This window comes from Streptomyces sp. YPW6, from assembly GCF_018866325.1.
GTDB lineage: Bacteria > Actinomycetota > Actinomycetes > Streptomycetales > Streptomycetaceae > Streptomyces.
This window is the reverse complement of the sequence record NZ_CP076457.1, coordinates 6391245-6417310: the sequence shown is the minus strand read 5'-3', so window position 1 is coordinate 6417310 and position 26066 is coordinate 6391245. Positions and strand designations below refer to the sequence as shown.

Below are 26066 nucleotides of genomic sequence, written 5' to 3'. Positions count from 1 at the left end.
CGGCGGCTCGCACGGTGCTCGGAGGGACCGGGAGACGCCCGCCCTCCGAAAACTAGCAGTGGTAGTCAGGGCGTCGTGCTGACGTTACGGGTCAGTGTGCCGCTCGTCCAGAGCCGGCCGCTTCGGCCGGTTCGCGGCGCGCGGGCACCATCGGGCGCGGGAGGGGGCGGTCCCGGCCGGACGGCCGGGGGGTGCCGGCGGCTTCCACCGCGTCGGCCGTGCTCCGGCGGCAGGCCTCCTTCGGCGGGCAGTCCATCGCCTTCGGCAGCCGCAGAGCGGCCAGCGCTCCGAGCAGCAGGAGCCCGGCGCTGACGACGAGCGTGAGGTGGAGTCCGCCGATGAAGGCGTGCCGGGCCGTGGAGCGCAGCAGATCGCCCATCGGGCCGCCGAGCTGCGCGGCGACCTGGTAGGCCTCGCCCAGCGAGTGGGAGGCCTCGGACGCGGCGCGGGCGGGGACGCCCTTCTCGCGGAGGGAGGCGAGGCCGGGGGCGTAGGCCGCGTTCATGACGCTGCCGAGCAGGGCGATGCCGAGGCCCGCGCCCAGCTGGTAGGAGGTCTCGCCGATCGCCGCCGCGCCACCCGCCCGCTCCGGTGGTGCGTCGCTGAGCATCGACTCGTACGCCCCGAAGAGCGTGGTCTGGAGTCCGAAGCCGAGCAGGACGAACGCGGCGGTCAGCAGGGCGGGCCGGTCGTGCTGGCCCATCGCGGTGAGGACCAGGACCGAGGACGCCGTGAGGACGAAGCCCCAGCCGACCATCCGCCGGGGGCCGAAGCGGCGCAGGGTGTACGAGCCGGTGGCGCCCGCGGCCATCGCCGCGAAGGTCAGCGGCAGGAGGCGCAGCCCGGTCTCCAGCGGGGTGAGCCCGAGCACCAGCTGGAGGTACTGGACGGCGATCAGCTGGAGGCCGACCAGCGCCAGCATCGCCAGCACGATGCAGCCGACGGCGGTGGAGAAGGCCGGGCGGGCGAACATCGCGACGTCGATCAGGGGGTGCCTGCGGCGCTTCTGCCGGCGGACGAAGAGGACCAGGAGTGCGAGACCGAGGGCCGACGGGCCGAGCGCGACCGGATCCAGCAGCCCCGCGCCGCCGCCCAGGCGCTTGACGCCCAGGACCACGCCGAGCACCCCGGCCGCGGCCATCAGCGCGCCCAGCACGTCCCACGGGCCGTCGTGACCGCCCCGCGACTCGGGCAGCAGCCAGCGGCCGAGCGGCAGGATCACCGCCATCAGCGGGATGTTGATCAGGAAGACCGAGCCCCACCAGAAGTGCTCGACCAGGAAGCCGCCGACGACCGGCCCGGTGGCGGCGCCGACCGCGGCGACCGCGGTCCACACGCCGATGGCGAGCGCCCGCTCCCGGCGGTCGGGGAAGACCTGGCGCAGGATCGACAGCGTGGCGGGCATGATCATCGCGCCACCGACGCCGAGGAGTGCGCGGGCCGCGATCAGGACGCCGGAGGTGTCGGCCGTCGCGGCGAGTGCGGAGGCGAGGCCGAACAGCGCGTAGCCGATCAGCAGCACGCGCCGCCGTCCGATCCGGTCACCCAGCGTGCCGAAGAGGATGAGCAGCGAGGCGCAGACGAGGGGGTACGCGTCGACGATCCACAGCAGGGCCGTGCCGCTCGGGCGGAGGTCCTCGGTGAGGGAGGGCACCGCGACGTGGAGCACGGTCGCGTCGAGGGCGACGACCAGAAGGCTGAGGCAGAGGACGACGAGGACGACCCAGCGGTTGGTGTCGTCGGCGGCTTTGCGCAGCCGGACCCCGGCCGTGGTCGTCCCGGACATCTGCGTACCTCCCGATGAGTCCCTCGCGCTCGGCGGACCGGCGGCGACGTGGGGTGTGCGTCCCTCGGGCCCGGCATCGGCGGACGAGTGATTCGCCAGCGTACGCGAGTTCGGGGTGGTCACACGTGGTCCACGTCATACCCCGGCCCGCCGCACAGTGTGGCGTACGCCATGCCGGGCACGGTCGGGGGGCTTCGCTCCGGAGGACCGGCCGGTCCGTCGCGGCCGGTCCGGGGACGGCGGAGGCACAGGCGGCGGGGCGGCACGCGCCTCCCCCGAATGGCGGGATCAATTGCCGCGGATTCCGGTGGGCCTCATTTTCCGCGAGATCAAACACGCTTACGAACGGAACCCGGGCCCTATTGGGGCCAAGATCACGGGGATTCTTCCCGACGCCCGGAAAAGACGCCGTTCCGAGACAAAGTCCACATCACATCGTCATCACAAAGCGGCGGGATTGGCATGCTTGCACGCTCACTCGCTGTAACGTCGATTGGGTGCGTACCGACATCTTTGCCCGGCTGGACCGGGAGCCGGAACCGCCGAAGATAGAGGCACCGCGGATGAGCCGTCACCGCATCGCCCTCTTCGGCGGGACGTTGGCGTTCTATCTCGCCATCGTCTGGGCGGTGCTGATCACGTCCTGGCTGGTCGCCCTGGACTGGAAGGTCATGCTGTTCCGGCCCTACCAGCAGTGGCCCGAGCTGCACCCCTTCCTGGACTACTACGTCGTGCTCGGCCAGCGCGGCCCCACGGCGGTGATGGTCGCCTGCTGGCTGGGCTGGCGCTCCTGGCGTCAGCACACGCTCCGGCCGCTGCTGGTCCTCGGCACGTCCCTGCTGCTGCTCAATGTGACGGTGGGCGCGGTCAAGCTGGGGCTCGGGCGGCTGGGCCCGCACTACGCGACCCGGATCGGATCGGCCGAGATGTTCGCCGGTGGCGATATATTCCCCTCCGGGCACACGGCGAACGCCGTCGTGACCTGGGGAATCCTCGCCTATCTGGCCACCACGCCCCGTGCCAGGCGCTATCTGTCGGCGGTCTCCGCGACGGTCTCGCTGGGGGTCGGCCTCACCACCGTCTACATCGGTACGCACTGGCTCAGCGATGTCCTGCTGGGGTGGGCGGCCGGGCTGCTCATCCTGCTGGCGCTGCCGTGGTTCGAACCGCTGATCGCCCGGACCGAGCACTGGGTCTTCGCGATGCGCGAGCGGTGGCGGGAGCGTCGCGGCGGGGGCCGTCCGGCGCCGGTGCCCGACGCCGCGCCGCAGCCGGTGCTGCTGCCGCAGTCGATGGCCACCGACGGCCTCACCGCCGAGGCCGAGGCCAAGGCCGCCCCGGCCGAACCGGTACGTGCCGCCGGGCATCCGGCGGCCACCAGAGCCCGCGCCCACAGCGGGCACCCCGCGCGGCCGGGCGGCATGCCGGTGGCCGCGGCGGGCGTCCGCCGTCCGCCGCCGCACACCGAGCGGGGCCCGCGCGCTGGCAGCCCGGCCCGCCCGATGACCGGCGGCTGACACGAGCCCGTACGGACGTCGAAGGCCCCGACCTCGGTCGGGGCCTTCGGCGTCGCGGGTGCCGGGCCGGACGCGGGAGCGGGTCAGCCCACCCAGCAGCGCGTCACGGTGCCGTCCTCGACCTGGAAGTTGATGCGGCCGTGGCGGAACTCCATGGTCAGGAACGTGCCCGGGGGAACGGCCCGGACGGTGTCCCAGCCACGGCTTCTGGCCTGCCGCTCGGCGGTGTCGGCGGCGAGGCCGACATACGCGTCGGCGTCGTCGTCCGGCTGTGCGGGAGGGGTCGGTAGAGATGCCATGCCCTCACCGTAGGCGGCCCCGGACCGTGACGGAAGGCAGGGCCCCGGGGCGTCCCGAACCATCTCCGCATGCCGTGTCTGTCACGCTTGTGTCACAGGATCCCCACACGTGAATACGCGGTTCTCTTCACCCGGACGGACCGGCGGGAAGCACCGGCACGCATTAACCGGGCACTGTTGTTCACCGGCGCGGGGATGACGCCGGAACCCTTCCGGAATCATGGGGTGACCTGCTTCTTTCACGATCGGAGCGTGAGATCGTCGGAATGGCCGGAGCACCGGAATTTCTCTCCCCCGTAAACCTTCATTTCCCTGTCACCGGGCCCGCGGCCGGTCGAGCACCCGGGTGAGCCGTTCCTTCGCTTCCGCCGGGATCTCGGTCGGCTCCGGCGGTCGGCCACGTCGCAGTCGATTCCCGTCCGCGGGCGGTCTTCCTCAGCGGTCCGCGGGGGCCGGCTCCAGCCGCAGGCAGAGGTCGTTGTCGACGGTGTAGCAGGGAGTGGCGAGCACCCCGGGGGCCGCCGGGTGGCTCGGGTAGACGAAGGACCTGTTGCGGGACCACACGTCGTCGAGGATCCGCGAGATCCTCACCCCGTCCGCGCCCGCCGCCGGGACCAGCCACAACTGCCAGAGCCGGGCCTCGGGCACCGGAGCGGCGGCGGGCGCCGCGTAGGGCAGGGTGAAGGCGAAGGACCCGGCCGGTCCGTCCGGGTCCGGGGCGGTGAGCGGAACACGGTGCACCCGGTCCGGCTCCCCCGGCAGCCGGGCCTCCACCGCGGCCCCCTCCCCCGCCTCGACGCCGTACAGCACGCCCCGGACCGTCATGCCGGCCGGGCCCGCGAGGACGGCGCCCGCCTCGGCGTGGGGGGCGCGGACCCAGGAACGCACGGCGAGCCGGCCGTCGAGGGTCGGGTACGGGACCCGGGCGCTGACGCTCGCGGCTCCGGTGTCCGGGCGGCGGTCGACGAGGGCCCGCAGGTCGCGCAGCCCCGGTTCGACGACCGCCTCGGCGGACTCGTCCCCGGGCTCCTCCACGTACGCGTCCCAGCGCCCCTCGGCCAGCTCGGTGGTGGCCGGGAGCACCGCCCGCAGCCGTCCGGGCGACGGCCTGCTGAGCGGTATCCGCACCGTGCCGCCGGGCTTCCGGCCCGCCGCGCCCCGGCGCCGCAGGAGCAGGACGGCGTCGGGGGCGGGGGCCGGGGCGGTCAGGTCGAAGGTGAGGGTTCCGGTGCGATCGGCGGCGCAGTCGGCCCGTACGGCGGTGGAGCTCATGAGGTCCTTCCCTTGCGGAGTACGTCGGCGGCCTTGTAACGCAGGGCGTACGCACCGTCGAGGACGCTGCCCCGGGTGCGGTGCAGCGCGGTGCGCAGGGCGCCGTGCCCGTGCCCCTGGTTGCCGCGCGCGACGAGTTCGGTGAACAGGCGCTCGTGCTGCTCGGCGACCCGTGCGGGGTCGAAGCGGGCCGAGGCCTTCAGCGCGGCGCCGCCCATCCGCCGACGCAGTCCGTCGTCCTCGATGAGCTGGAGCAGCGCGGCGGCGATCGCGTCCGGTTCGCCGACCGGCACCAGGCGGCCGTCGACGCCGTCCTCGATGATCTCGGCCGGTCCGTGCGGGCAGTCGGTGGCCACGACCGGCAGTCCGCCGCGCATCGCCTCCACGATCGTCATGCCGAAGGACTCCCGCTCCGATGTGACGGCCGCGATCGACCCCTTGGGCCACTCGGCCTCCATCGGGTTGACCGAGCCCATCAGGAACACGTGGTTGTGCAGCCCGAGTTCGTCGACGAGGGCGCGCAGGGCCGCTCGTTCGTCCCCGGTCGCGTCCCCGCCGCCGTAGATGCGCAGCCGCCAGTCGGGGCGGGCCGCGGACACCTGGGCGAAGGCCCGCACCAGATGGTCGTAGCGCTTGACCCGGTGCAGCCTGCCCGCCGCGACGACCCACTTCAGGTCGCCGTCCGCGGGCGGGCAGGCGGGCTCGGGGACGGCGTTGGGGATGGCCTCGATCCGGACGCCCGGCAGGCGCAGCCGGCTGCGGTAGTCGTCCGCGTCGGCGCGGGTGACGGTGGTCAGCGCGTCGAGCAGCGTGTAGCGGTGGGCGATCTCGCGGCGCAGCCGGTAGCCGTGGCTGTCGAGCGTGAGGTGCTCCTGCCCGACGCGCACCGGTCCGCGGCGGGTCTGCCGGCTGAGGTGCACGTTGAGTCCGGGGCGGGTGCCGACGACGACGTCCGCCTCGACGCCCTGGAGATGGGCCGCGATCCGGGCGTCGGTGAGCCGGCTGTACTGCTGGTACCTGCTGTCGCCGCGTGGGAACACGGTGGCGGGCCGGGCGTGTTCGGCGCGCTCGCCGTCGTAGGCCGCGCTCTTCTTCCGCAGGTCGACGAGGTGGCGCAGCGTCACGCCCTCGGGTGCGCCGAGGACGGGGGCGTCCCGGTGCCGGAAGACGGACACGATCTCGACGTCGTGCTGCTCGGCGAGGGTCCGGGCGAGCGTGAACGTCGTCCGGATCGTCCCTCCGATTCCGTAGGCATTGTGCAGAAGAAAAGAAATATGCATGATGAAGCTGTTTCCCCTGTCGACCCGGCCTCGGCGAGACTGCCACTTCTCCGCGGATTCACGTCCGAAATACGCCGGGAAATCCCGGAGCATCCGCGAGATGGCGCACAGGATTCCCGACTCCGTCGCCGGACTCCCCCCTGACCTGCAAGTTCCGGAGGATGTTCATCCGTTTCCCGCGGGTCCGGAAGTGCCGGGTCCGGTCCCCGGGCCCATCCGGTGCGGCGGAATACCCCCCGTCCGCGACCCGTTCACCCATGCTTTCCTTCGAGGTTGACGAAGGAAAATGCCGGGAGGTTGCCTGCGTCCCGGAAAAAAGTTCCGGGACGTTCCGCGGGAGCCGTACGCCGGGCGCGCGGCAGCCGTCCGCCGGACCCGTGGGAGCCGTACGCCGGACAGTCGACGTACCGATGTGTCGACCTCGCTCCCACTTCCGTCGGCCCAGGTGCGTGACCCCGGCCACGGATCCCGCGTTGTCTCTTCATGAGCCGGGAACAGCCCGGCCCACGCACCGAGTTCGAGGAGCCCCCGTGCCGCGCATGCTCGACGTCAGCCAGGACGTACGCGCCGAGATCGGCGACGACGAAGCCGACCGGCTGCTCGTCGGCGACAACGCCCCGGGCAGTTACGACTGCACCTCCTGCCGGACCCCCGGCGACTCCGACCAGGAACGCACCAGCACGGTGCTGTTCGTCGGCGACGAGACCGCCGTCCTCGCGTTCGCCCATGCGACGTGCATCCCGTCGCAGGTCGTCAGGGTGGCGGAGGACCAGCTCCAGGGCGCGGTGCGCAGTATCACCGGCAGCGAGCAGAAGGACACGGAGGGGCTCATGCCCGAACAGGCCGTCCTCGGCATCACCAGCGGACTCGTCCTCATCGAGGACGACGTACGCCCGGCCCTGGTCGTCGAACCGACCGGCCCGGTCGCCCGGCCCGGCACCGACGGCAGCGGAGGCGACGAGTTCCTCCAGCTGCTGCTGGAGCAGGGCTTCCGGCCCGCGCCCGACATGAACCAGCTGCCGGAGGTCCTCGCGGGCTGGTCCGTGCTGCTGGCCGTCGGTCAGCTGCACGCCGTGCTGCAGCCGAGCGCCGGCGGCGGCAACCCGGTCGCCTGGTGGCAGGCCCACCAGCCGCTCCAGGTCACCGAGGGCTGGCGGGCGGCGGTCAACAAGTCGCAGCAGGTCCTCGTCTTCGCCGCCCCGGCCGGCACCATCGGCCAGCAGCCCCGCGAGGACCTGCTGCGGGACGCCCTGGAGAAGGCCGCGGTCAACGGGGTCCTGGTCGCCGCCGCGATGCCGCTGGCCGGGACCTGATCATGTCCGCCGGGCCGGGCCGCCCCCGCCGGACTGCGTTTTCTCCGGCGGGGCCGCATCCGACGGGCCGTGAGGTCGTTGGCACCTACGTGCACTCATACGACTCCCCCCGCCACCATCAGAGTCAGATCCCTGCCATGCGTCCCGCGCAGGATCCGTCGGGGGGCCTGTCCCCCACCCCGATCTACGACGCGCTGTACTCCGAATACCGGCGCTCGTTCCGGGCGTTGCCGGGTGACCGGAGCGGCGAGGAGAATCTCGGATTCTCGGCCTTCGGGGCCGGCTTCTTCGCCTCCAGGACCCCGCTGAACAGCCACTCCGTCCCCTCCTCGCACGGCGGGCACGGCGGCCAGAGCGGGAGCGGCGCACAGAGCCAGCGCACGACCGGCAGCCTCGGTTCGTGGCAGCGGGTCGGGCGCCATGCGGGGCGGCACCGTCCCGCGGCGCTGCCGCCGGGGTCACGGGACTCCTGAGGCGCGACGGACCAGGGCCGCGCGTCGCTGAGGCCGTCTGACGCAGGCTGTGTACGACGAAGCCCCGGGCCGCTCTCGTGAGAGCGGCCCGGGGCTTCGTCGTACGTCACCGCTGCTTGTTGCGGCCGCGCTTCTCGCGGACCCGGACGGAGATGTGGATCGGCGTGCCCTCGAAGCCGAACTCCTCGCGCAGCCTGCGCTCCACGAAGCGGCGGTAGCCGTGCTCCAGGAAGCCGGAGGAGAAGAGCACGAAGCGCGGGGGCTTGGTGCCCGCCTGGGTGCCGAAGAGGATGCGCGGCTGCTTGCCGCCGCGGACCGGGTGCGGGTTGGAGGCGACGACCTCACCGAGGAAGGCGTTGAGCCGCCCGGTGGGGACACGGGTCTCCCAGCCCTCCAGCGCGGTCTCGATGGCCGGGACCAGCTTCTCCATGTGGCGGCCGGTGGCGGCGGAGACGTTGACCCGCGGGGCCCAGGCGATCTGCGCGAGCTCCGTCTCGATCTCGCGCTCCAGGTAGTAGCGGCGCTCCTCGTCGAGGGTGTCCCACTTGTTGAAGGCGACGACGATGGCGCGCCCGGCCTCCACGGCCATGGTGATGATGCGCTGGTCCTGCACGCTGATGGACTCGCTGGAGTCGATCAGGACGACGGCGACCTCGGCCTTCTCCACGGCGGCGGCCGTACGCAGCGAGGCGTAGTAGTCGGCGCCTTCCTGGAGGTGGACGCGGCGGCGGATACCGGCCGTGTCGATGAACTTCCAGGTGATGCCGCCGAGGTCGATCAGTTCGTCGACCGGGTCGCGGGTGGTGCCCGCCAGCTCGTTGACGACGACCCGGTCCTCGCCGGCGACCTTGTTCAGCAGGGAGGACTTGCCGACGTTCGGGCGGCCGATCAGGGCGATGCGGCGGGGCCCGCCGAGCGCCGTGCCGAACTTCTGCGCCGGGGCGTCCGGCAGGGCTTCCAGGACCGCGTCGAGCATGTCGCCGGTGCCGCGGCCGTGCAGCGAGGAGACCGGGTAGGGCTCGCCGAGGCCGAGGGACCACAGGGCGGTGGCGTCGGCCTCGCCGCTCTGGCCGTCGACCTTGTTGGCGCACAGGACGACGGGCTTGCCGGCCCGGCGCAGCAGCTTGACGACGGCCTCGTCGGTGTCGGTGGCGCCGACGGTGGAGTCGACGACGAAGACGACCGCGTCGGCCGTCTCGATGGCGTACTCCGCCTGGGCGGCGACGGAGGCGTCGAGGCCCAGGACGTCCTGCTCCCAGCCGCCGGTGTCGACGACCTTGAAGCGGCGGCCGGCCCATTCGGCCTCGTAGCTGACGCGGTCGCGGGTGACGCCGGGCTTGTCCTGCACGACGGCTTCGCGGCGGCCGATGATCCGGTTCACCAGGGTCGACTTGCCGACATTGGGGCGGCCGACGACGGCGAGCACGGGGAGCGGGCCGTGACCGGCCTCGTCGAGCGCGCCCTCGACCTCCTCGGGGTCGAAGCCTTCCTGCGCGGCGAGCTCCATGAACTCCGCGTACTCGGCATCGCCAAGTTCTCCGTGCTCGTGGCCCGAGCCGTCGGAGTGAATCTGGTCGTTCATGAAGTCCGTTCCTCTTTGCATCATCATCGATGGACCGCGATCAGCGCGGTCCACTACTCAAGTCTGGCCTATCGCCCGGTGAGGCGCTTGGCACTGTCCAGGTGGGCGGTCAGCTTCGCCTGGATCCGCAGGGTCGCCTCGTCCAGCGCCTTGCGCGTACGCCGCCCGTCGCCGCCGCTCGCGTCGAAAGCGTCGCCGAAGACGACGTCGACCCGGCTGCGCAGCGGGGGCAGCCCCCGTATCAACCGTCCGCGGCGCTCGGTGCTTCCCAGGACCGCCACGGGGACGATCGGTGCCCCGCCCCGTACCGCGAAATAGGCGAGTCCGGCCCGCAGCGAGGCGAAGTCCCCTTCGCCCCGGGTGCCCTCCGGGAAGATCCCGAGGGCGCCGCCGTCCGCCAGCACGCCGAGGGCGTGGCTGATCGCGGTGCGGTCGACGACCCGGCGGTCCACCTCGATCTGCCCGATGCCGTGCAGGAAGGGGTCGAGGGGGCCGACGAACGCCTCCTTCTTGATCAGGAAGTGCACCGGGCGGGGTGCGGTGCCCATCAGCATCGGTCCGTCGATGTTGTGGGAGTGGTTCACCGCGAGGATGACGGGTCCGGCGGCGGGCACCCGCCAGGCGCCGAGGACCCGGGGCTTCCACAGCCCGTACATCAGGCCGATGCCGATGGTGCGCCCGATGGCCGCTCCGCGCAGCGTGGGTGCGCCGGTGGCATCGCTCACGCGGCGACCCGCTTCCCCTCGACGAGGGTGACGACGCACTCGATGACCTGCTGGAGGGTCAGCTCGGTGGTGTCCACCTCGACGGCGTCGTCCGCCTTGGCGAGCGGGGAGGCCTTGCGGCCGGAGTCGGCGGCGTCCCGCTTGATCAGGGCCTCCCGCGTGGCGGTCAGGTCGGATCCCTTGACCTCGCCGCTGCGGCGGGCGGCGCGGGCCTCCGGGGAGGCGGTGAGGAAGATCTTGAGGTCGGCGTCGGGCAGCACGGTGGTGCCGATGTCCCGGCCCTCCACGACGATGCCGCCGGCGGCGGCCGCGGCGATGGAGCGCTGGAGCGCGGTGATGAGCGTGCGCACCTCGGGGACCGCGCTGACGGCGCTGACGTTGGAGGTGACCTCCTGGGTCCGGATCGGGCCCGAGGCGTCCTCGCCGTCGACGGTGATCGTCGGGGCGGCGGGGTCGGTGCCGGAGACGATCACGGGCTTGGCGGCGGCGGTGGCGATCTCCTCCGGGTTGCTCACGTCGATGCCGTTGGTCAGCATCCACCAGGTGATGGCCCGGTACTGCGCGCCCGTGTCCAGGTAGCTCAGGCCGAGCGCGGCGGCGACGGCCTTGGAGGTGCTCGACTTGCCGGTGCCCGAGGGCCCGTCGATGGCGACGATCACGGAGGAGCGTGCGGTTTCCACGGTGGTGGACACCTTCCTGGTACACGGGGTGGGGACGGACGGGCCAGGGAACGGCCTCGTACCAGGTTACCGAGTGCCGGAGGCGCCCATGTACCCCGTACGGGTGGCGGGCCCGGTACCGGCAGTGGGCCCGTGCGGGTGGCGGGCGCCGTGCGGGTGGCGGGCTCAGCCGCGGATGGACCAGCCCCGTTCCTGGAGGGCCGCGCCGAGGACCGGGGCGGCGCTGGGCTCGACCATGATCTGGACGAGGCCCGCCTGCTGGCCGGTGGCGTGCTCGATGCGGACGTCCTCGATGTTGACCCCGGCCCGGCCGGCGTCGGCGAAGATCGCCGCCAGCTCGCCCGGCTTGTCCCCGATGAGGACGGCGACGGTCTCGTACGCGGTGGGGGCGGCGCCGTGCTTGCCGGGGACCCGGACGCGGCCGGCGTTGCCGCGCCGCAGAACGTCCTCGATGGCGTGGGTGCCCGCGCTCCGCCGGTCCGCGTCGGCCGAGCCGAGTCCGCGCAGCGCGGCCACGGTCTCCTCCAGGTCGGCGGCGACCCCGGCGAGGACGTCGGCGACCGGGCCGGGGTTGGCGGAGAGGATCTCCACCCACATCCGGGGGTCGGAGGCGGCGATCCGGGTGACGTCGCGGATGCCTTGGCCGCACAGGCGTACGGCGGTCTCGTCGGCCTCCTCCAGCCGGGCGGCGACCATCGAGGAGATCAGCTGCGGGGTGTGCGAGACGAGGGCGACGGCCCGGTCGTGGGCGTCGGCGTCCATGACGACGGGAACGGCCCGGCACAGGGCGACCAGCTCCAGCGCGAGGTTGAGCACCTCGGTGTCGGTGTCCCGGGTCGGGGTCAGGACCCAGGGGCGCCCCTCGAAGAGGTCGGCGGTGGCGGCCAGCGGACCGGACCGCTCCTTGCCCGCCATCGGATGCGTGCCGATGTACGGCGTGAGGTCGAGGCCGAGCGCCTCCAGCTCGCGGCGCGGGCCGCCCTTGACGCTGGCGACGTCCAGGTAGCCGCGGGCCGCCCCGTCGCGCATGGCGGCGGCGAGGACGGCGGCGGTGTGCGCCGGCGGCACGGCGACGACCACGAGGTCGACCGGGCCGGCGGGCGGCTCCTCGGTCCCCGCGCCCAGCGCGGCGGCGGTGCGGGCCGACTCGGGGTCGTGGTCGGCGAGGTGCACATGGATGCCCCGGCCCGCCAGCGCGAGGGCGGCGGAGGTGCCGACGAGCCCGGTTCCGATGACGAGGGCGGTTCTCACTGGGCGATGTCCTTGCGCAGGGCGGCGGTGGCGCCGAGGTAGACGTGGCTGATCTCGGCACGCGAGAGGTAGGTCTCGACGTGCACGAGGATACGGACCACGCGGGGCATCGCCCCGTCGATGTCCAGCTCCTGGGCGCAGATCAGGGGTACGTCGACGATTCCGAGGCCGCGCGCGGCGGCGGCCGGGAAGTCGCTGCGCAGGTCCGGGGTGGCGGTGAACCAGATGCTGATCAGGTCGTCGGCGACGAGCTCGTTGCGTTCCAGGACGGCGGTCAGCAGTTCGCCGACCCGCTCGCCCATGTGCCCGGCCTCGTCCCGCTCCAGCTGGACGGCTCCCCGGACCGCTCGTACCGCCACGTCGTTCTCCTCGTTCCTCGCTGCTCTCCGGTGCCTGGGCCGGGCGCCCTCCGGCGCGGCCCGTAGCTCTCCTCAGCCTAGATCGACAGCGGCGGAGCCGGTCACGGTGTTCCGTCCGTGAGACGGGCGGACGGCGGCCGCCCCGGCACGTCCCGCCACCCGGTCGGGGGCATGGTCCGCCCGGTTGCTTCGCCCGGCGGCCCGCCGCCGCCACGATGGCCCCCATCACCGTCACCGAAGGAGAGACCCCTCATGAACGCACGGAGAAGGACGGTGCTGGCCGCGGGTGCGGCGGGCGCCGCCGCCCTGGCCACCGGCTGCGGATCCTCGGACGGGGGCGGCGGCGAGGACGCGAGCCCGGCTCCGAGCGCGCCGGGGGACGCCACGGGCGGAGCGGAGCTGGCCCGGACAAAGGACATCCCGGTCGGCGGCGGCACCGTCTTCAAGGAGCGCAAGATCGTGGTGACCCAGCCGACGGAGGGCGACTTCAAGGCGTTCTCCGCCGTCTGCACGCATGCGAGCTGTCTCGTCTCGACGGTGAGCGACGGCACCATCAACTGCCCGTGCCACGGCAGCAGGTACAGCATCACGGACGCAGCGGTCGAGGCCGGCCCGGCGCCCCGGCCGCTGCCCGCCGAGCAGATCAGCGTCTCGGACGGGGCGATCCGGCTGGGCTGAGGCGGACCCGAAATCCGGGGGCGCCGCGGCCCGCTCCCCCGTACGCTCGCGGCCATGATCACCGCCACCGACGAGGCGCTCGTACGCGACCACACCGTCTACGCCTGCGTGGTGGGCTCGCGTGCGTTCGGACTCGCCACCGAGGACAGCGACACGGACCGGCGTGGTGTCTTCCTCGCGCCGACCGAGCTGTTCTGGCGGTTCGAGAAGCCGCCGACGCATGTCGAAGGGCCCGCGCCGGAGCAGTTCTCCTGGGAGCTGGAACGCTTCTGCGAGCTGGCGCTCCGGGCCAACCCGAACGTGCTGGAGTGCCTGCACTCCCCGCTGGTGGAGTACGAGGACGACACCGGCCGGGAGCTGCGGGCGCTGCGCCGGGCGTTCCTGTCCCGTCGGGCGCACGGCACGTTCGTCCGGTACGCGCTGGGCCAGCGCAGGAAGCTGGAGGCGGACGTCCGGGTGCACGGCGCGCCGCGCTGGAAGCACGCGATGCATCTGCTGCGGCTGCTGGCGAGCAGCCGGGACCTGCTGCGTACGGGTGAGCTGCGCATCGACGTCGGCGAGGCCCGTCAGGAGCTCCTGGCGGTGAAGCGGGGCGAGGTGTCCTGGGCGGAGGTGGAGCACCGGATGGACCGGCTGGGCGAGGAGAACGACGAGGCGGCGGCCCGGTCCCCGCTCCCGGCGGAGCCGGACCGGGCGGCCGTGGAGGACTTCCTCGTCCGGACCCGGCGGGCCTCGGCCGCGCGGGCTGAGCCCGGCCCGGCCGGCACGACGCCCCCCAGGGCCTCCGGCGGGCTCAGAGCGTCCGGGGACCGCCCGCGCCGGCCGTGAGCTCGGCGAGCTTCTGGAACTCGCCCAGGTCGTAGTTGGCCAGGGTGGAGTCGAGGTTGGTCAGCGCCCCGAGGCGCTCGACGAAGCCCTGGGGGTCGTACTCGATCTGGAGGGTGACGCGGCTCGACGTGTCGTCGAGCCGGTGGAAGGTGACCACACCCGCGTGATGGACCCCTTCGACCGTCTTCCAGGCGATGCGGTCCTCGGGGACGACCTCGGTGAGTTCGGCGACGAAGTTCTTGTCCGCACCGGGCAGCGACAGCTGCCAGGCGAAGCGCCGCTCGTCGATCGGATCGACGCGCCGCACATGGCTCAGGAACCGCGGCCACTGGGTGACGTCGCTCCACAGGGACCAGGTGACGGCCACCGGGGCCTTGATGTCGACGGTCTCGACGAGCGAGGAGGACACGGGTACCACCAGACCTTCGTACGGGAACGGGTTCGCCCTCTCGTACCCCCTCGCCCGCCGCTCAGGCGTCCCAGAGTGCCGCGAGGGACAGCAGGTCGCTGCGGTACTCGATGCGCTCGGCCCACTCCTTGGGCCAGGCCGCGGCGCCCAGGTGGGCCCCGGCCAGCGCTCCGGTCAGGCAGGCGATGGAGTCGGAGTCGCCCCGGGTGCAGGCGGCCCGGCGCAGGGCGGTGACGGGCTCCTCGGGGAAGAGCAGGAAGCAGTGCAGTGCGGTGGCGAGGGCCTCCTCGGCGATCCAGCCGTCGCCGGTCCGCTCGCAGGGGTCGGTCTCCGGCGACGGGTCGCGCAGGGCGTCCCGGACGGTCTCCAGGGCCGCCAGGCACTCGTCCCAGCCGCGCTGGATGTACGCCTGCGGGGTGGCGTCGCCCGCGTGGCGCCAGAGGTCGCCGAGCCAGCGGGTGTGGTAGCGGCCCCGGTTGTCGCAGGCGTAACTGCGCAGCTGACCGATCAGGCCGAGGGGTTCGGCGCCCTGGGCGAGCAGGAACACCGCGCGGGCCAGCAGGTCGGAGGCGGCCAGGGCGGTGGGGTGGCCGTGGGTGAGGGCGGCCTGGAGCTGGGCGGCGCCGGCCCGCTGCTCCGTGCTGAGGCCGGGGACCAGGCCGACGGGGGCGACCCGCATGTTCGCCCCGCAGCCCTTGGAGTGCGTCTGGCTGGCCTCCTGCCAGATCCGGGTGTGTTCGAGCAGCCGGCAGGCGGTGAGGCAGGTGTTGCCGGGAGCGCGGTTGTTGTCCGGCGCGTGGTACCAGGCGATGAACTCGGCGCCGACCGGGCCCACCAGCCGTTCGGGGGTGAGCAGTCCGCTGTCCATGGCGGTGCGGATGCCCCGGCCCAGCGCGATCGTCATCTGGGTGTCGTCGGAGACGACGGCGGGCTCCAGGAGGGGGATGTGCCGCCAGGGGCCGAACTTGGCGAGGATGGAGGGCACGTCGTTGAACTCGGTGGGGAAGCCGAGCGCGTCGCCGAGGGCGAGCCCGGTCAGGACGCCGGTCGCGGCCTGCTTGGTCAGGGGCGGGATGGCGAGGGTCATCGGTCGTGTCCTTCCGTTGCGGAGGGGGAGGCGTCGGCGCGCGGCGGGCGCAGGAGCGGCGGGTGCAGGGCGGTGGCGTCGCCCGCCCGGTAGAGGGCGGCGGGTTTGCCCCGGCCTCCGGTGCGGCGCGGCGGGCCGCCGACCGGCCGGACGAAGCCCGGCGCCCCCAGCACCTTGCGCCGGAAGTTGGGGCGGTCCAGCTCGACGCCCCAGACGGTCTCGTAGACCTGTTGGAGCTCGCCGAGGGTGAACTCGGCGGGGCAGAACGCGGTGGCCAGGCAGCTGTATTCGAGCTTGGCGCCGATCCGGTCGCGGGCGTCCGTGAGGATCGTGTCGTGGTCGAAGGCGAGGGGCCCGGCGGCTTCCGCGTCCCACCACCGGGCGCTCGCCGCGTCGCCGCCGCCGCGCGGTTCGGGCAGGTCCGGCAGGAGGGCGGCGTACGCGACGGAGACGACCCGCATCCTCGGGTCGCGGTCCGGGGCGGTGTAGGTCCGCAGCTGTTCGAGGTGGAGGGCGCCGACCGTGTCCGGGCCGAGGCCGGTCTCCTCGGCCAGCTCGCGGCGGGCGGCGTCGCCCGCGGACTCGCGGGGCAGCAGGAACCCGCCGGGCAGCGCCCACCGCCCTCGGAAGGGTTCCTGGCCGCGTTCGACGAGCAGCACGTGCAGCCGTGCGGCACGGACGGTGAAGACGGCGAGGTCGACGGTGACCGCGAACGGGGCGAAGGCGTGCGGGTCGTAGCCCTCGGGGGCGGGGGTGATCATCGCTCCTCCGGGAGGGGTGCGGCGGCGTCCCGGCCGGTGTCCGGGAGTCCGTCGATGAGGACATGACCGAGGGCTGCTCCTGCGGGCGCCCGCAGGAAGGCTCGGTACCCGACGGGGTCCGGACGCGCGGCGGCACCGGACCCGGGCACCTCGGTCCGGACGGCCGGGGCGCCCGGGTCCGCCGCCAGGGGCCGGTGCGGGGGGTCGAGTACGTCCACGAGGCTCACGGGCCCACCCCCTCTTTAATAGTCATTCCGACTATAAAAGATGGGCGGGGACAGCAAAAGGCCCGCGGCCGTTTCCGTTCGGGAAGCTGAACAGAAACGGCCGCGGGCCCTGGGAGCGCGCTGCTAGAGACCGACCTCGCGCATCAGCATGCCGACCTCGGTGTTGGTGAGGCGGCGCAGCCAGCCGGACTTCTGGTCGCCCAGCGGGATCGGCCCGAAGGACGTCCGCACGAGCCGCTCGACCGGGAAGCCGGCCTCGGCCAGCATCCGGCGCACGATGTGCTTGCGGCCCTCGTGGAGGGTGACCTCGACCAGGTAGTTCTTGCCGGTGTTCTCGACGACGCGGAAGTGGTCGGCGCGGGCGTACCCGTCCTCCAGCTGGATGCCGTCCTTGAGCCGCTTGCCCAGGTCGCGCGGCAGCGGGCCCTGGATGGCGGCCAGGTAGGTCTTCTTCACGCCGTACTTCGGGTGCGTGAGGCGGTGGGCCAGCTCACCGTGGTTGGTGAGCATGATGATGCCCTCGGTCTCGGTGTCGAGCCGGCCGACGTGGAAGAGCCGCGTCTCGCGGTTGGTCACGTAGTCGCCGAGGCACTGGCGGCCGTCCGGGTCCTCCATCGAGGAGACGACCCCGGCGGGCTTGTTCAGCGCGAAGAAGAGATACGACTGGGCGGCGACGGTGAGCCCGTCGACCTTGATCTCGTCCTTGTGCACGTCGACGCGCATGCCCTGCTCGACGACGATCTCGCCGTTGACCTCGACGCGGGCCTGCTCGATCAGCTCCTCGCACGCGCGGCGCGAGCCCATGCCGGCCCGGGCGAGGACCTTCTGCAGCCGCTCGCCCTCCTGCTCGGCGCCCGGGTGGGTCTTGGGGAGCTTGATGTCGGGCTTGTTCGCGTACCGGTCGCGGTTGCGCTGCTCGATCTTGGCGTCGAGCTCACGGGGGCGCGCGGGACTGCCGCCGCGCCGGAAGCCGCCGGCGCCACCGCCCTGCGCGGACTTCGGGCCGCCCTTGGCGCCGCCGCGGGCCGCCGCGCCCCGGCCCTTGCGGGGACCGTCCTGGCCGCCCCGGGCGCCGGGGCGTCGTTGCCGACGTCGTAGCGGCGCTCCTCCGGGCGGGGGCGGCGGGGTCGCTGGCCCTGCTGCTCGTCGCGTCCGCCCTGGAAGCCCTGACGGCCGCCCTGGCTGCCGGAACGACCGCCCTGGCCGCTGCCGCCGCGCCCGCCGCCCTGGCCGCCGGAGCGTCCGCCCTGGCCGCCGGCCTGGCCCTGGCGGAAGGAGCCGCCGCCGCCCTGGCCACGTCCGCCGCCGCCCTGGCCGCCGGGGCGTCCGCCCTGGCCACCGCTCCGGCCGCCGCCGCTTCCGCTGTTCCTGCCACTGCTTCGCATCAAAATTCCGTCTTGTCGTCTGCGTGAGTATCCGGGGTGTCCGGTGCGTCCGGATCGAACGACGGCACACCCTCTAGCGTCTCAGCCTCGATCGCGTCCGCCTCCGGGAGGAAGGGCGCGAGCTCCGGGAGCTCGTCCAGGCCTCGCAGGCCCATGCGCTCCAGAAAGTAGTTCGTCGTCCTGTACAGGATCGCACCTGTTTCGGGTTCCGCGCCCGCCTCGGCCACCAGCCCCCTCTGGAGGAGGGTCCGCATGACCCCGTCGCAGTTCACTCCGCGCACCGCGGAGACCCGCGAGCGGCTCACCGGCTGCCGGTACGCGACGACCGCCAGGGTCTCCAGCGCGGCCTGGGTGAGCCGGGCGTGCTGGCCGTCCAGGACGAAGCCCTCCACGGCCGCCGCGTACTCGGGCCGGGTGAAGAAACGCCAGCCGCCCGCGACGAGCCGCAGGTCGAAACCCCGGCGCTGCACGGTGTATTCGTCGGCCAGCTCCCGCAGCGCGTCCGCCACGGCCCTGCGGGGCCGCTGGAGCACCTTGGCGAGGTGGTCGACGGTGGCGGGCTCGTCGACGACCATGAGGACCGCCTCCAGGGCGGGCTTGAGGTCGAGGGAGGCGACCGCGCTCCCGTCGTGCGCTCCGCCGTCCTGTGCGGGCTGCTCGCTCATTCCCGTACGCCCTCCTCGTCCGTGCCGCCGTTCAGCTCCTGGTCGAACTCGTCCGTCACCACGGGCTCCGCACCCTCCCCGCCGCACCAGGCCACCAGCAGGTCGCCGAGCGCCTCGTCCTGGTCGAGGGTGACGGCCTTCTCGCGGTACAGCTCCAGGAGGGCCAGGAACCGGGCCACCACGGTCAGGATGTCCGGCGCGTCCTCGGTCAGCGTCCTGAAGCTGACCGCCTCCCCGGCCGCCCGCAGCCGCTCCACCACCAGGCCCGCCTGCTCCCGGACGCTGACCAGGGGGGCGTGGATGTGGTCCACGTACACCTGGGGCTTCGGCTTCGGCTGCATCGCCTTCACCGCGAGCTTCGCGAAGCCCTCGGGCCCGATGCTGATGACCACCTCGGGCAGCAGCTCGGCGTACTGGTCCTCCAGGCCGACCGTACGCGGGTGGCGGCGGGCCTCCGACGTCAGGCGGCCCTGGAAGATCTCCGCGATCCGCTTGTACGCGCGGTACTGGAGCAGCCGCGCGAAGAGCAGGTCCCGCGCCTCCAGCAGCGCCAGGTCGGCCTCGTCCTCGACCTCGGCGGCGGGCAGCAGCCGGGCGGCCTTCAGGTCGAGGAGGGTGGCGGCGACGACGAGGAACTCGGTGGTCTGGTCGAGGTCCCCGTCGGGGCCCATCGCGCGGATGTACGCCATGAACTCGTCGGTGACCTTGGACAGGGCGACCTCGGTCACGTCCAGCTTGTGCTTGGAGATCAGCTGGAGGAGAAGGTCGAAGGGGCCCTCGAAGTTCACGAGGCGGACGGTGAACCGCTTGTCGCCCGTCTCCGGAGCCGCCTCCGGCGCGACCGCTTCCGGTCCGGCCGCCTCCGGTCCCGCAGCTTTCGGCCCCGCCCCGGGCTCGGGCTGCGGCCCGGCCGCGGCGGGCCACGCACCGGGCGCGGGCTCCGGTTCCGGTACGGGATCCGGACCGACCGCCACCGCTACGGGAACGCGCTCCGGCTCCGGTACAGGCTCCGGCTCAGGTACAGAGTCCGGCTCCGGCTCCGGGAACGCCGCCACGCCCGGGCCCCGCCCCAGGGCGCGGCGGCGCGGGGCGGCGGGGTCGTCGGGCGTCGGCATGGGGGTCCAGGGGTGGAGCGGCGGCGGATGCCGACGGTCGTCGGGTCCTGCGGGGCAGGCTACCCGCGCCGTGCCGCTCAGCGGCCGCGCAGCCGCCGTACGAGGATGCTCGCGTCGCCCCGGGACTCCAGGTCCGCGAGGACCACCGCCACCGCCTCGCGGACGATGCGGCCGCGGTCCACGGCCAGGCCGTGTTCGCCGCGCAGGACGAGCCGGGCGTGTTCGAGGTCCATCAGCTCCTCGGCGGAGACGTAGACCGTGATCTTCTCGTCGTGGCGCTCCCGGCCGCTGGGGCGGCGGTTCGCGCCGCGTGCGCCGCCGCGCCTGCGCTGGGGCTGGACCGCCGGGGCTGCTCGGCGGCGGGCCGCTCACCGGCGGCCTTCGCGGACGGGGCGCGCTCGCCCTCGCCGCCGCGGCCGCGCGAGTCGCCGCCGTCGGCGTCGGCCGCGGTGTGCTCCTCGCGGTCGGCGGACGGCCCGGCCTGGCCGGAGGGGTCGCTCTCGCCGGCGGGCGCGGGCACCCGCGGCTCGCCGTTCGCCTTGCGCCGGCGCTCCGCGGGGGAGGACGGCTGGAGGCCCATCCCGCCTCCGGTGGTACGGAACAGTTCGTCGGCCCCGGGCAGACTCACTCGGCGTGACACCGGGCGAGCACCTCCCTGGCGAGCTGGCGGTAGGCGGCGGCGCCGACCGAGTTGGAGGCGTACGTGGTGATGGGCTCGCCGGCGACCGTGGTCTCCGGGAAGCGGACCGTGCGCCCGATGACCGTGTGGTAGACGTGCTCGTCGAAGGCCTCGACGACGCGCGCCAGGACCTCGCGGCTGTGCACCGTGCGGGAGTCGTACATGGTGGCGAGGATGCCGTCGAGCTCCAGCTCCGGGTTGAGCCGCTCCTGGACCTTCTCGATGGTCTCGGTGAGCAGCGCCACCCCGCGCAGCGCGAAGAACTCGCACTCCAGCGGCACTATGACCTTGTGAGCGGCCGTCAGGGCGTTCACGGTGAGCAGGCCGAGGGAGGGCTGACAGTCGATCACGATGTAGTCGTAGTCGGCCATCAGCGGCTTCAAGGCGCGCTGGAGCGTGGACTCACGGGCCACCTCGCTGACGAGCTGCACCTCGGCCGCGGAGAGGTCGATGTTGCTGGGGAGCAGGTCCATGTTGGGGACCGCCGTCTTGAGCAGGACGTCGTCGGCCGCCATGCCCCGCTCCATGAGCAGGTTGTAGACGGTGAGGTCCAGCTCCATGGGGTTGACCCCGAGGCCGACGGAGAGCGCGCCCTGCGGGTCGAAGTCGACGAGCAGGACCCGGCGTCCGTACTCCGCGAGTGCGGCGCCCAGGTTGATGGTCGACGTGGTCTTGCCGACGCCGCCCTTCTGGTTGCACATCGCGATGATCTTCGCGGGGCCGTGGTCCGTCAGGGGACCCGGGATCGGGAAGTACGGCAGGGGCCGTCCGGTCGGGCCGATGCGCTCGCGGCGCTGGCGCGCGGCGTCGGGCGCGAGGGTGGCCGCGTACTCCGGATCGGGTTCGTACTCGGCGTCGGGGTCGTAGAAGTGCCCCTCGGGCACCTCGGCGAAGTCGGCGAAGCGGTCGGTGTCCCGGCTGCTCTCGTTGCCGGCCGTGGCGTTCACGTTTGGGCCGTCCATCATCTGGGGGGCTGTCGTCATGTGCTGTTGGGTGGCGAAGGTGCGGACCGCGACGGAGCCGACAGCTTCGAGCCCGGTCGGGCTCAGACCCCGTGCAGGCATCCCTGGTTGACCACCCCCAGGAGTAATTGTCGACTCATTCACAAGTCGTCTTACCTCCTTGGGCGTGACCAGGAAACTTATCGATAGGTCAGCGTGGCACCATGCCGACGATTGGCGACTCTATGGCGTGTCACCGGTCCGCAGCAACACAATCCGCCGGACCCGGCCCGATGTGTCGGCAATCGAACACCTCGCTGTCAAGGGTGCACAGCGACCAAGCCGCACATTTCACCGCCGTACGAAACGGGTAAAGGGTTATGTTCGGCGCGAGTTGCGCAAGGGCCTCACGCGGCCCGGCACGCGTCCGGCCGGACCTCGCGTGGCAAGGTCCGGCCGGGGTGCCGATGTTGACGGATGCGGTTGACCCGTCAGCCGAGGAGCGTGCTCAGCTCGACGTGCGGGAGACCGTGCGCCTCGGCCACCTCGCGGTAAACCACCTGTCCCTCATGGGTGTTGAGCCCCTTGGCCAGAGCGGCGTCGCGGCGCAGGGCCTCGGCCCAGCCACGGTTGGCGAGCTCCACGATGTAGGGAAGCGTCGCGTTGGTGAGCGCGTAGGTGGAGGTGTTCGGGACCGCGCCGGGCATGTTGGCGACGCAGTAGAAGACCGAGTCGTGGACCGGGAAGGTCGGCTCCGCGTGGGTCGTGGGACGCGAGTCCTCGAAGCAGCCGCCCTGGTCGATCGCGATGTCGACAAGGACACTTCCGGGCTTCATCTTGGCGACGAGCTCGTTGGTGACGAGCTTGGGGGCCTTGGCTCCGGGGATCAGCACGGCGCCGATGACGAGGTCGGCCTCGATGACGGCCTTCTCCAGCTCGAAGGCGTTGGAGACGACGGTCTGCACCTTGGTGCCGAAGATCTTGTCGGCCTCGCGGAGCTTGTTGATGTCACGGTCGAGCAGGGTGACGTGGAAGCCGAGGCCCACGGCGATCTGGGTGGCGTTCCAGCCGGAGACGCCGCCGCCGATGACGACGGCCCTGCCGGCGTGGGTGCCGGGGACGCCGCCGGGCAGCACGCCACGGCCGCCGACCGAGCGCATCAGGTGGTACGCGCCGACCTGCGGGGCGAGGCGGCCCGCGACCTCGGACATCGGGGCGAGCAGCGGGAGAGCGCGGTTGGCGGTCTCGACGGTCTCGTACGCGATGGCGGTGGTGCCGGAGGCCAGCAGCGCGTCGGTGCACTCGCGGGAGGCGGCGAGGTGCAGGTAGGTGAAGAGCGTCTGGTCCTTGCGGAGGCGGTGGTACTCCTCGGCGACCGGCTCCTTGACCTTGAGCAGCAGATCGGCGGCGGCCCACACCTCGTCCGCGGTGGCCAGGATCTGCGCACCGGCGGCGACGTACTCCGCGTCGGGGATGGACGAGCCGACGCCGGCGTCGTGCTCGATGACGACCTGGTGGCCGTGGCGGACGAGCTCATGCACTCCGGCGGGGGTGATCGCCACCCGGAACTCGTTGTTCTTGACTTCGCGGGGGATGCCGACCTTCACGTCGATCACGGTCCTTGGCTCGGAGGGTCATCCGGGCACAACGGTGCACACCCGGACATTTACAGCATAGATGGAGACGCCGTGGAGGAACACGGCAGAGCCAGTCTAATGAAGGACTTCGCGCTGTCTAGCCTTACAAAGCTTTAATTTTCTGTCGAAGCACTACGGATTTCGCAGGCTGAGGCCTCCTCGCCCAGCAATCTGTCGGCTGCGCCCCGGTGCAACCGGGCCGCAGCCGGATCGCCGAGCCGGTCCAGCGTGTCCGCCAGCCGCAGCTGGAGCGCGGCCTGAAGCCGCACGTCACCGGCGCGCCGGGCCAGCTCGACGGCCTCCCGGCAGGTGTGCAGCGAGTCGTGCGGCCGGCCCGCGTACTCCTGGACCCGCGCCGCCTCGCTGAGGGCGCGCGCCTGGGCGGCCTGGTCTGCGAGCCTGCGGTGGCCGAAGGCGGCGGCGCGCCAGTTCCGCAGGGCCTCGCCGTAGCGCCCGGCGTAGGTGTGGACCGCCCCGAGCCGTCCGTAGAGGCGGGCCTCGTCGGCCCGCTCCCCCTGGGTGAGGCGCTGGGAGAGCGCCCGGCCGTACCAGTCGGCGGCCCGGTGGTAGTCCCCCAGCTCCTCGTACGCGCCGCCTACGGATTCCATGGCGCGGCCGGTGGCGTACAGGTCCTTCGCCGCTTTCCCGGCGTCCAGCGCGGCCCGGTAGCGGGTCAGCGCCTCCCGGGTGCGGCCGGTGCGGGCGTCCAGGTCGGCGAGGTTGAGCAGGGCGGCCGCCTGTTCGCGGGGCAGCTCGCGGCGGAGCGCCACGTCCAGGACGAGACCGTGCAGCCCGTACAGGTCGGGGGCTGCCTCCTCCGTCCCCCGGTGGGCGGCCAGCGCCCGCACCAGGGAGGCGATCAGGCGACGGGCCAGGGTGTCCAGCTCGCCGTCGGCCACGGCGAGCCGGGCCGAGGCCAGCAGAGCGGGGCGGCGGACCCGCAGCCAGGCGCCCGCCTCCTCGGCGTTCGGGAAGCGCAGGGAGCGGGGCAGTCCGACGAGCCTGCCGTGGGCGGTGGACCCCTCCGGCTCGGCGATCGCACGGCAGGCCTGGAGCCGGCGCACGGTCCGCTCCAGCATCCGGGCGCGGGCGAGCTGGATCTCGGCCGGGCGGTCCCGGTCCTCCAGGAGCGCCCGCAGCAACGGGGCGAGGCAGCCGGGCACCGCGTACTGGGGGTGGGCCGCGCCGTCCGTCCGCAGCAGCCCGAGCTTCACGAAGTCGTCGAGGGTGGCACGGGCGGCGGAGACCGAGCAGCCGGCCAGCGCGGAGGCGGTGTGGGCGTCGGCGAGTCCGGCCGGGGCGAGGGCCAGCAGACGCAGTATCCGGGCGGCGGTCTGCGGCAGGGAGTCGTGGACGAGCCGGAAGGCGCGGGCCAGCGGGCGGGCGCCGACGGGCTGCTGCTCGTCGGGGTCGGGCAGCTCCCGCAGCTGCCCCGCGACATCGGCGACCGAGACCATGGGGTGGGCGGCGAGCAGACCTCCCACCAGGGCGAGTGCCGCGGGCTGCCCCCCGCACTCCTCGGCCAGCCGCTCCGCGGTCCGGGGGTCGACGGTGATGCGGACCTCGCCGATGGCGCGGGCCAGCAGCCGCACCGCCGCGCCCTTCTCCAGTCCGCCGAGGGTGCAGGGCCGTACGTCGGGGATGCCGGTCAGCGGCCCGGTCGCGGTCGCCAGGACCAGGCAGTCGGGATCGTCCGGAAGCAGCGGGTCGACCTGTTCGGCGTCGGCCGCGTCGTCGAGGACCAGGACGAGGCGGCGCCCGGCCAGCACCTCGCGGACCCGTTCGGACAGCTCGTCCTGGTCGGCCCCGGGCGGGACCGCGACCCCGAGGAGGCCGAGGATCTCACCGGCGGTGCGCTCGGTGGGGACACGTTCGCCGTCGGGGGCGGTGAGGCCGACCCGGAGCACCCCGTCGGGGTAGTCGCCGCGGCCCGTGCCCGCGACGGCCCAGGGCAGCGTGCCCGTGGCGGCCCGGGCGGCCCCGGCGGCGTCGGTTCCGGTGAGTGCCCCGGCCAGCTCCTCGGCGAGCGCGCTGCGGCCTGAGCCGGGGCGGCCCGCGATGAGCAGGACCCGGGCGCGGGGGGCCTTGCGACCGGCCAGGGTGTCCAGTCCCGCCCGTTCGATGTCCGCCCGCAGATCCTTCAACTCCCGTTCGCGGCCGAAGAATCGGGGTGGGGCGGCACCGGACGGCCCCTCGGCCCCCGAGGCCTTCGCCGGGCCGCTGGTGTCCACCGCCTGATCGGTCACGAGCCACGCTCCACTTCGCTGCGCGCGATACCCGCCGGAACTCCGGTCGGGCGCGGTTCGAGCGTAGTTCAGCGGCGGGGACGATCACTGCGGAGCGGGGCAGGACCGAACCGGATATCCCCCGATCGGATCAGCATCTGACCCGCTCACACTTTCTTCAGCTCTTCACTTCTTCACTTTTTCGGCTCGCGCGACAAACCGGGGCCGGGACCGGCACCGGCACCGGCACCGGACGGCACGTCAGACCTCGAAGGGCCGGGCCGGCCACGGCGCTTCGGCGGGGCGCAGCGCCTCGACACCGTCGCCCGCGCGCACGGCGGTGAGCGCGAGCACCCCGACGACCAGACAGTTGTTGTGCAGGTCCCCCGCGATGACCGAGCGGACGAGCTCGTCCAGCGGCACCCGGGCCTGCTCCATGTCGGCCTCCTCCTCGGCGACCGCGTACCGCTCGCCCTCCGCCTCGGAGAGGTCCCGGGCCAGGAAGATCCGCACGGCCTCGTCGCAGCCGCCGGGCGTGGTGTAGACGTCGGTCAGCACCCGCCAGTCCTCGGCCTTGACGTGCGCCTCCTCGTACAGCTCGCGCTGTGCGGCGTGCAGGGGGTTCTCGCCGGGGATGTCGAGCAGTCCGGCCGGGATCTCCCAGAGCCGGTGACGTACCGGGTGGCGGTACTGGCGCAGCACGATGACCCGGTCCTCGTCGTCGATCGCGAGGACGGCGACGGAGCCCGGGTGGACCTGGTAGTCACGGCCGTGGACGGAACCGTCGGGCATCACCACCTGGTCGGTGCGGACGCTGGTCTTCTTGCCGGTGAAGGGGGTCACCGTCGCGGTGACCTGCCACTCCTCGGGCGTGTCCTGGATACCCATGTGC

24 protein-coding genes and 2 pseudogenes are annotated in these 26066 nt (G+C 73.1%); 5 read left to right on the top strand and 21 right to left on the bottom strand.

The window, feature by feature from the left end; genetic code table 11:
• Positions 1–91 precede the first annotated feature (91 nt).
• On the bottom strand, positions 92–1786 hold the full coding sequence (locus tag KME66_RS28140) for an MFS transporter (protein WP_216327340.1): 1695 nt from the start codon (positions 1784–1786) through the stop codon (positions 92–94).
• A 497-nt stretch (positions 1787–2283) separates the two neighbouring features.
• Here KME66_RS28140 and KME66_RS28135 point away from each other — a divergent pair, with 497 nt between their 5' ends.
• Positions 2284–3303, top strand: coding sequence for a phosphatase PAP2 family protein (locus tag KME66_RS28135; protein WP_216327337.1), 1020 nt, complete (start codon positions 2284–2286; stop codon positions 3301–3303).
• Between the two features lie 83 nt (positions 3304–3386).
• Here the strand turns inward: KME66_RS28135 and KME66_RS28130 are convergent, their stop codons facing one another.
• From KME66_RS28130 to KME66_RS28120, 3 genes are all read right to left on the bottom strand, one after another.
• Complete coding sequence (locus tag KME66_RS28130) at positions 3387–3602, bottom strand: I78 family peptidase inhibitor (protein ID WP_216327334.1); 216 nt, start codon at positions 3600–3602, stop codon at positions 3387–3389.
• 435 nt (positions 3603–4037) lie between these two features.
• Complete coding sequence (locus tag KME66_RS28125; RefSeq protein WP_073221768.1) at positions 4038–4874, bottom strand: transferase; 837 nt, start codon at positions 4872–4874, stop codon at positions 4038–4040.
• On the bottom strand, positions 4871–6154 hold the full coding sequence (locus KME66_RS28120; RefSeq protein ID WP_216327331.1) for a glycosyltransferase family 4 protein: 1284 nt from the start codon (positions 6152–6154) through the stop codon (positions 4871–4873). The genes KME66_RS28125 and KME66_RS28120 overlap by 4 nt, the downstream gene beginning before the upstream one ends.
• A gap of 530 nt (positions 6155–6684) precedes the next feature.
• Between KME66_RS28120 and KME66_RS28115 the strand changes: the two genes are divergently transcribed.
• Positions 6685–7467 carry a hypothetical protein gene (locus tag KME66_RS28115; protein WP_073221765.1) on the top strand — a complete coding sequence of 261 codons (783 nt, stop codon included), beginning with the start codon at positions 6685–6687 and terminating at the stop codon, positions 7465–7467.
• A 137-nt stretch (positions 7468–7604) separates the two neighbouring features.
• Entirely contained in the window at positions 7605–7940 is a 336-nt protein-coding gene (locus KME66_RS28110) for a hypothetical protein (RefSeq protein ID WP_216327329.1), read from the top strand.
• A gap of 106 nt (positions 7941–8046) precedes the next feature.
• On the opposite strand, the gene der is transcribed toward KME66_RS28110, so the two are convergent.
• The 5 genes from der to aroH all read right to left on the bottom strand — a co-directional run bounded on the left by der (position 8047) and on the right by aroH (position 12537).
• Positions 8047–9522 carry a ribosome biogenesis GTPase Der gene (gene der / locus KME66_RS28105; protein ID WP_216327326.1) on the bottom strand — a complete coding sequence of 492 codons (1476 nt, stop codon included), beginning with the start codon at positions 9520–9522 and terminating at the stop codon, positions 8047–8049.
• 68 nt (positions 9523–9590) lie between these two features.
• Positions 9591–10247 carry a 1-acyl-sn-glycerol-3-phosphate acyltransferase gene (locus tag KME66_RS28100; protein ID WP_216327323.1) on the bottom strand — a complete coding sequence of 219 codons (657 nt, stop codon included), beginning with the start codon at positions 10245–10247 and terminating at the stop codon, positions 9591–9593.
• A complete protein-coding gene (gene cmk, locus KME66_RS28095) occupies positions 10244–10939 on the bottom strand; it encodes a (d)CMP kinase (protein ID WP_216327319.1) in 696 nt (231 codons plus the stop codon). The genes KME66_RS28100 and cmk overlap by 4 nt, the downstream gene beginning before the upstream one ends.
• A gap of 153 nt (positions 10940–11092) precedes the next feature.
• On the bottom strand, positions 11093–12178 hold the full coding sequence (locus tag KME66_RS28090; RefSeq protein WP_216327301.1) for a prephenate dehydrogenase: 1086 nt from the start codon (positions 12176–12178) through the stop codon (positions 11093–11095).
• On the bottom strand, positions 12175–12537 hold the full coding sequence (aroH, locus tag KME66_RS28085; RefSeq protein ID WP_032788239.1) for a chorismate mutase: 363 nt from the start codon (positions 12535–12537) through the stop codon (positions 12175–12177). Before aroH ends, KME66_RS28090 begins: the two co-directional genes overlap by 4 nt.
• 252 nt (positions 12538–12789) lie before the next feature.
• Here aroH and KME66_RS28080 point away from each other — a divergent pair, with 252 nt between their 5' ends.
• Both KME66_RS28080 and KME66_RS28075 read left to right on the top strand, forming a co-directional pair.
• Positions 12790–13215: a Rieske (2Fe-2S) protein gene (locus KME66_RS28080; RefSeq protein WP_216327298.1), complete on the top strand. Its 426-nt coding sequence runs from the start codon at positions 12790–12792 to the stop codon at positions 13213–13215.
• Positions 13216–13269: 54 nt separating this feature from the next.
• Positions 13270–14043 carry a nucleotidyltransferase domain-containing protein gene (locus tag KME66_RS28075; protein WP_216327287.1) on the top strand — a complete coding sequence of 258 codons (774 nt, stop codon included), beginning with the start codon at positions 13270–13272 and terminating at the stop codon, positions 14041–14043.
• Here KME66_RS28075 and KME66_RS28070 read toward each other — a convergent pair.
• The 12 genes and pseudogenes from KME66_RS28070 to KME66_RS28015 all read right to left on the bottom strand — a co-directional run bounded on the left by KME66_RS28070 (position 14009) and on the right by KME66_RS28015 (position 26062).
• Positions 14009–14452: an SRPBCC family protein gene (locus tag KME66_RS28070; protein WP_073222603.1), complete on the bottom strand. Its 444-nt coding sequence runs from the start codon at positions 14450–14452 to the stop codon at positions 14009–14011. The two genes, KME66_RS28075 and KME66_RS28070, sit on opposite strands and share 35 nt — an antisense overlap.
• Before the next feature lie 61 nt (positions 14453–14513).
• Entirely contained in the window at positions 14514–15539 is a 1026-nt protein-coding gene (locus KME66_RS28065) for an ADP-ribosylglycohydrolase family protein (protein ID WP_216327284.1), read from the bottom strand.
• The gene (locus KME66_RS28060) at positions 15536–16300 is read right to left on the bottom strand and encodes an NUDIX domain-containing protein (RefSeq protein ID WP_216327279.1); all 765 of its coding nucleotides are present in this window, start codon (positions 16298–16300) and stop codon (positions 15536–15538) included. The genes KME66_RS28065 and KME66_RS28060 overlap by 4 nt, the downstream gene beginning before the upstream one ends.
• Positions 16297–16527 (bottom strand): hypothetical protein, encoded by a 231-nt coding sequence (locus tag KME66_RS28055; RefSeq protein WP_216327277.1) that lies wholly within the window; start codon positions 16525–16527, stop codon positions 16297–16299. Before KME66_RS28055 ends, KME66_RS28060 begins: the two co-directional genes overlap by 4 nt.
• 123 nt (positions 16528–16650) lie before the next feature.
• Positions 16651–17912, bottom strand: a pseudogene (locus tag KME66_RS28050) (pseudouridine synthase).
• Complete coding sequence (gene scpB / locus KME66_RS28045) at positions 17912–18577, bottom strand: SMC-Scp complex subunit ScpB (RefSeq protein WP_073221738.1); 666 nt, start codon at positions 18575–18577, stop codon at positions 17912–17914. Before scpB ends, KME66_RS28050 begins: the two are co-directional and overlap by 1 nt.
• Positions 18574–19692, bottom strand: coding sequence for a segregation/condensation protein A (locus tag KME66_RS28040; RefSeq protein ID WP_216327272.1), 1119 nt, complete (start codon positions 19690–19692; stop codon positions 18574–18576). Before KME66_RS28040 ends, scpB begins: the two co-directional genes overlap by 4 nt.
• A gap of 77 nt (positions 19693–19769) precedes the next feature.
• A pseudogene (locus tag KME66_RS28035) lies at positions 19770–20320 on the bottom strand (hypothetical protein).
• Positions 20317–21435: a ParA family protein gene (locus KME66_RS28030; RefSeq protein ID WP_073221727.1), complete on the bottom strand. Its 1119-nt coding sequence runs from the start codon at positions 21433–21435 to the stop codon at positions 20317–20319. The pseudogene KME66_RS28035 and the gene KME66_RS28030 overlap by 4 nt, the downstream one beginning before the upstream one ends.
• Positions 21436–21803: 368 nt before the next feature.
• Positions 21804–22919, bottom strand: coding sequence for an alanine dehydrogenase (gene ald, locus KME66_RS28025; RefSeq protein ID WP_073222601.1), 1116 nt, complete (start codon positions 22917–22919; stop codon positions 21804–21806).
• Positions 22920–23062: 143 nt separating this feature from the next.
• The gene (locus tag KME66_RS28020; protein WP_216327270.1) at positions 23063–25195 is read right to left on the bottom strand and encodes an ATP-binding protein; all 2133 of its coding nucleotides are present in this window, start codon (positions 25193–25195) and stop codon (positions 23063–23065) included.
• Positions 25196–25435: 240 nt separating this feature from the next.
• Positions 25436–26062, bottom strand: coding sequence for an NUDIX hydrolase (locus KME66_RS28015; protein ID WP_216327268.1), 627 nt, complete (start codon positions 26060–26062; stop codon positions 25436–25438).
• Positions 26063–26066: the final 4 nt, after the last annotated feature.